The following is a 5,450-nucleotide window of genomic DNA, read 5'->3' as shown; positions in this document are numbered from 1 at the left end:
CAGGTGCTATACGCACACCGCCGAAGCCGGTCCGATCCGGGGCCAGCCGTATGGCGGTGGAGCACCGTCCGTCCGGAAGGCATCGCCGTGGAGCATCCCCCTGAGCCTCTCACCCGTCTGGTCACCGCTGTACGCCTCGCCGGCGCCAGTCCGGCTGCGGGCCCACCCGATCACAGCGAGCTGCTGCTTGACCCCCTCGGGCTTCGCAGTTGGGTCGAGCGGCAGTGCGCCGGCGAGGTGAAACGGGTTCGGGTCGCGGGAGCGCTCGACCGCCGTCTGGTCTTCATCGAGCGAACGGAGGGCCGGTGGGTGGTGGCGGACCTGTCCGGTCAACCGCACGGTTCACGGGCCTGGCCGGCGTGGACACGGGACACAGTGGTGCTCGACGAGCCAGCGTCCTGGCTGTCGCTGGCCGACGTGGACGAGCCGGGCGTCGAGCGGCTGTCGCGGCCCGGCGTGCTGCTGGCCGCGCTGTATCACCCGGAGACGTTCCCGCTGCCGCGGTTTCCGCTGGGAATCAGCACGGTGGCACGCGCGGCCCGCGAGACGCTGCTGGGCACAGTGTCCCTGGCCGACATGCAACTCGGGCTCACCTTCGACGGGCTGGCCGCCCGAATCGAGGCGGACCGGCCCGACGTTCTCGGGGTGTCGGCGACGTTTGGCCAGTACGACCTGCTGGTCCAGCTGCTGGAATCGGTCTACGCCCAGGATGATCCGCCGCTGGTCATCGTCGGCGGCAGCCTCACCGCACGGGTCGAAAGGGTCCTCCTGGACCGGTTCCCATCGCTGCTGGTCGCCCGAGCGAGCGGGGAGCCCACGATCAGCGCGCTGCTTGCGCACTGGCACGGCGACCGCACCCTCGACGAGGTCCCCGGCCTGGGATATATGGGAGCACCACGCGGGGGCGGACTGGCGGTCGGACGGCGGCGGACCGCGAAGCCCGTCACCCGCGACGTCACGGCCGACGTCGTCCCCGAACTCGACCTGCTGCCAACGACGTTCACCCACCACGGCGTCGCGCAGCTGGAGACCAGCCGCGGCTGCACCAGCTACTGCTCGTTCTGCCCCCGCGACCACAAGGGCAGCTGGGCCGGTGCCGGTACGGGCCAGCTGCCGTGGCTGCTGGGCGAGCTGACGGCGGTCTTCGACCGCTACCCGCAGGTGTCCCGGACGGTGTACCTGGTCGACGAGGAGTTCCTCGGCCGCGGCTCCGACGCCACGGGCAGGGCGTTGGAGCTGGCCAGTCTGCTGCACCAGGCGGGCTTCGGCTGGGAGTCCAGCTGCCGCGTCGACCAGGTCGTCGATCCCGACCGCGGCCTCGGCTGGCACGTCGAACGCGCCGAGATGTGGCGCGCGCTGGTCGCCCGGGGCCTGCGGCGGATGCTGTTCGGCGTCGAGTCCGGCGTCGACAGCATCCTCGGCCGGTTCGCGAAGAACACCACGGGCGAGCAGAACCTGCTGGCGGTCCGGACTCTGTCCGCACTTGGCGTCTCGACCCGGTTCACCTACATCACCTTCGACCCGCTGATGACCCTCGACGAGCTGAAGGCCACCCACGCGTTCCAGGGTCGCACCGACCTGCTCCTGACCCCGCAACCCGATCTTTCGCCCGCCGAGGTCGTGCACGGGGTCCGCGACGTGCAGTTCGTCGCGACGGCGGGTACGGGCCAGCCGTTCTACCAGGCCATCTCCTACCTGCTGGTCAGCATGGAATGTTTGATCGGCGCCGCCTACACCCGCCGGGTCCAGCACGCCGGCCTTGCCGGGGTAGTCACGCCGTCGATGGGCCGGGTCGAGGCCCGCTACGCCGACTGGCGGATCGGGGCCGCCGCAGGCTGGGCGCAGCGCTGGGTCGACCGGCACTTCGCCCTCGACTACACCTTCAAGTCGCTGGAGAAGGTCCTCGACGGCGACCCACGCTGCCTGGTACGTGAGGCCCGCGGCGTGCTCAAGGACGCCAGCTACGCGGTGCTCGGCGAGCTGATCACCGAAGTCGACACCCAGCCTCTCTGCCACGATCCGGCGGCTGAGGCGGTCCTGGGTGCCCGGATCTGGCAGCGGGTCGAGAAGCGTCTCGCCCTGCTGCGGGGTGTGCTCGCGACCACTGTGCACGACCTGCTACTCGCCCTCGACCGTGAGCACGCGGAGCTGCTCACCGCTGAGTACCGGCGATGGTCGGCGGCCAGCGGCTGGATGCTGATCAACGCGGCGGACTCCTGTGCGAGCTGACCCGCGGACCCGCAGCCGGTCAGCTGCCGGTCTTCTCCGGGATCGGCACCCAGTTGAACTCCGGGCAGAACCGGGCGTAGGTCACCAGCTTCCACGCCGCGTAGTCCTCCAGCCGGCCGGTCTCGCGCAGCAGGTGCTTGACCCAGGTGTGGCAGACCCGCTCGTCGTGGCTCATCGCCTCGTCGATCTGGTCGAGCATCCGGCAGGCGACCGCGAAGTCGTCCACCGTGAGCGCGCTCAGGTCGATCTCCACGTCGTCCGCGGTGAACGCGAACACCAGCCGGGTGGTGGAGAAGCTGGTGTAGCGCTCGCCGACGAAGCGAGCGTTCCCGTCGAGCGTGGCCATCAGCTCGGCACGGCGGTCCACTGGGTAGCCGATTCCCAGGTCCAGATCCGAGGTCTCCAGGTTCAACCGGGTGCCGAACGAACCGACATCCCGCGGCCGATGCCCGGTCCAGCGCTCGATGAGCTCCGATGCCTGCGCGCGCACCGCGTGCAGCCGCGCGTCGTGGGCGCGCATCGCCGCGTAGAACGCCTCGGCACAGTCGAACTCGGCGTCGGGGAAGTCGCTACGGTCGGCCCATCCCTTCGCCCTGATCGCATCCAGGTCCAGCAAGGTGGCGGGGTCCGGAGTCGTCATGGCGGTGACCTTAACGTCACAGCCAGCAGCGCCCGTGCACAGGCCCGTCCAGCAATCGTCGGCGGACAACGAGGTGGACAAGATGACGGCAACGAGTCTTCTGGCAGCTAGGACGCTCGCGGGTGGGCTGACGGTCCACCCGATCGGCGTCGGCTGCTGGGCCATCGGCGGCCCAGACCACAACCTGGGCCTGCCGATGGGCTGGTCCACCGCCAACGACGCCGCCTCCCTCGCAGGACTGGAAGCCGCCTACACGCTGGGAGCGAACCTGTTCGACACCGCCGACGTCTATGGCCACGGCCACTCCGAACGCCTCCTCGGCCGCCTAGTCGAGCAGGTCGACCGAGGCAGTCTCGTGCTGTCGTCCAAGATCGGCTACTTCGCCGGCACCGCCGCCCACGCCTACCTGCCGGCCGCGATGCGCCGCCAGCTGGAGACCACCCTGGAAAACCTGCGCACCGACCGGCTCGACGTCTACTTCTTCCACACCAGCGAGTTCGGCCCCGACGACCGCTACCTCGACGACGCGATCGCCCAGATGCGCGAGTTCCAACGCCAGGGCCTGGTGCGCTGTATCGGTATGCGCGGCCCGCACCGCTACGCCCCTCACCGGCTCACCCAGCCACGATCCGCCCGGCCGGACAAACACGCCCGGTTCCGGGCCCTGTTCGACCGCATCCGTCCCGACTATCTCGCCGTCCGCCACAACCCGCTGACCCCACCGCCGCCCGCCGGCCAGCCGGACATCTTCACCCTCGCTGCCGACCACCACACCAGCATCCTGATCAACAAGCCACTTGGCCAAGGCCTGCTCACCGGCAAATACGACCCGCAGCGGCCGCCCCGTTTCGGCGACGGGGACCACCGGCAACGCAAACGCTGGTACACCCCTGACGCACTCGCGGTCGTCGACCGCGGGCTCGCGCCCCTGCGCGACCGGTTCGGTTCCACGACCCAGGATCTGGCCAGGGTGGCGCTGGCCTACAGCCTCCAGCGCGCCGGCAACACGGCCGTCCTCGTCGGCTTCACCACCCCCGACCAGGTCCGCGAGAACCTCACCGCCCTCGACACACCCCTGTCCGCCGACGACCTCAGCTTCGTCCGGGCCACCCTCGGCCAGCTCCAGCAGGATCTCGACGCCGCCGGCGAGGTCTTCGGCGACGAAACGGCCCCGCCCGTATGAACCCGCAGCAGTCCCTGTTCCCGAGCCCGACCACGGCGATTCTCGCGGCCACGGCCGAGCTGCGGCTGGTCACGTTCAACGCCCAGCACGCCGCACCCGACCGGGCCCGCCGCCAAGCCGCCTGGCTCGGACAGCAGACCGACGCGGACGTCGTCGTGCTCACCGAGGTCGGCCACGGACCCGGCGGCCACGCGCTCGTCGACGCGCTCGCCCAGCACGGCTATACCCACGTCCACGCCCCGCGGCCGGACGTGCCCGACTACCGCACGGTCATCGCCTCCCGCAGCGCACCCCTCGAACCCGTGCCGACCGGCATCGACGTCCTTGCCCACCGCGCGCCCGCCGTTGACCTGCGGATCGGTGGACAGCGGCTACGTCTGGTCGGCCTCTACGTCCCGTCCCGCGGGCCGGCCACACGCCGCAACGAGAACAAGCGCGCCTTCCAACACGCGGTCACCCGGGCCCTGCCCGGCGTCCTTGCCGGCTTCGACGGGCCGGTCGTGGTCACCGGCGACCTCAACGTCGTCGAACCCGGCCACGTCCCGCACTACCCGGTCTTCGGCCGCTGGGAATACGACTTCTACCGCTCCTTCACTGACACCGGCCTCACCGACGCCTACCGCACCCTGCACCCTGCCACCCCGGGCCACAGCTGGTACGGCCGCGGCGGCAACGGCTACCGCTTCGACCACACCTTCCTCACCCACGACCGGCTCGACCTGACCCGATGCGACTACGTCCACGCCCCCCGCCACGAGGGCCTCAGCGACCATGCGGCGATGGCCGTCGCCGCTGTCGTTGCTCCCCGGCGACTCCAGCCGTAAATCGACGGCGCCAGCTCAATTCCACCACGATCCAGCCGAGGGCTGTCGGGCCGCGGCCGTCCCGCACGATCTCCCACACCTTGTCGAGCTCGACCCACCCAGGGGCGTGGTCCGGCCGAGGATCGCCGAGGCTGGTCGGCCTCGCTCGGCTGGCTCTCACCCGGCCCTGAACCACCCGCCCGCCTCCCCGTTGCAACCCCGCGCCGTCCGACCCGGGCGACCAGAGGAGACGTGTTAGGCGCTCAGAGGGACGACGGTCACGGTGTCCCACTGGTAGGTGCGGCCGTCGCGGTACAGCCGCACCAGCCGAAGATCTACCACGGAGACCTCGGCCGGGGGCAGGTCACGCAGCCCCGCGACCCGCCGGATGATCGGCCCCGCGGGCGTGCCGCGGTTGCAGTAGGCGATACCGACGTGCGGACGAAAACGCTGCCTGGCGGCGGGCAGGCCGCAGGCGGAGGACACGTCGTCCACGGCGTCCCGCAGTCGGACCAGCGGTTCCCAGGGGGCGACGGTGAAGCGGACCGCGCCGCTTGATCCTGCCAGCGGTCCGACCCGCAGCCGGAACGCCGGC

Annotated in this window: 5 protein-coding genes; 3 read left to right on the top strand and 2 right to left on the bottom strand. The window is 70.9% G+C overall.

The genetic code is table 11. From position 1 onward, the window contains the following. Positions 1–87: 87 nt before the first annotated feature. Positions 88–2,229, top strand: coding sequence for a radical SAM protein (locus tag MJ783_RS21250; protein WP_370651759.1), 2,142 nt, complete (start codon positions 88–90; stop codon positions 2,227–2,229). Between the two features lie 19 nt (positions 2,230–2,248). Here the strand turns inward: MJ783_RS21250 and MJ783_RS21245 are convergent, their stop codons facing one another. Then, a complete protein-coding gene (locus MJ783_RS21245) occupies positions 2,249–2,869 on the bottom strand; it encodes a hypothetical protein (RefSeq protein ID WP_239313165.1) in 621 nt (206 codons plus the stop codon). Between the two features lie 82 nt (positions 2,870–2,951). Here MJ783_RS21245 and MJ783_RS21240 point away from each other — a divergent pair, with 82 nt between their 5' ends. After that, the gene (locus MJ783_RS21240) at positions 2,952–4,052 is read left to right on the top strand and encodes an aldo/keto reductase (RefSeq protein ID WP_239313163.1); all 1,101 of its coding nucleotides are present in this window, start codon (positions 2,952–2,954) and stop codon (positions 4,050–4,052) included. After that, entirely contained in the window at positions 4,049–4,876 is an 828-nt protein-coding gene (locus tag MJ783_RS21235; protein ID WP_239313161.1) for an endonuclease/exonuclease/phosphatase family protein, read from the top strand. The genes MJ783_RS21240 and MJ783_RS21235 overlap by 4 nt, the downstream gene beginning before the upstream one ends. 234 nt (positions 4,877–5,110) lie before the next feature. Here MJ783_RS21235 and MJ783_RS21230 read toward each other — a convergent pair. Beyond that, positions 5,111–5,450, bottom strand: a 340-nt coding sequence (locus tag MJ783_RS21230) for a 2'-5' RNA ligase family protein (protein ID WP_239313159.1), incomplete at its 5' end; no start/stop codon positions are given.

The sequence above is a fragment of the Protofrankia sp. Cj3 genome, assembly GCF_917627355.1.
In the GTDB taxonomy this organism is placed as follows: Bacteria; Actinomycetota; Actinomycetes; order Frankiales; family Frankiaceae; genus Protofrankia.
This window is presented reverse-complemented; position numbering and strand designations above follow the sequence as displayed.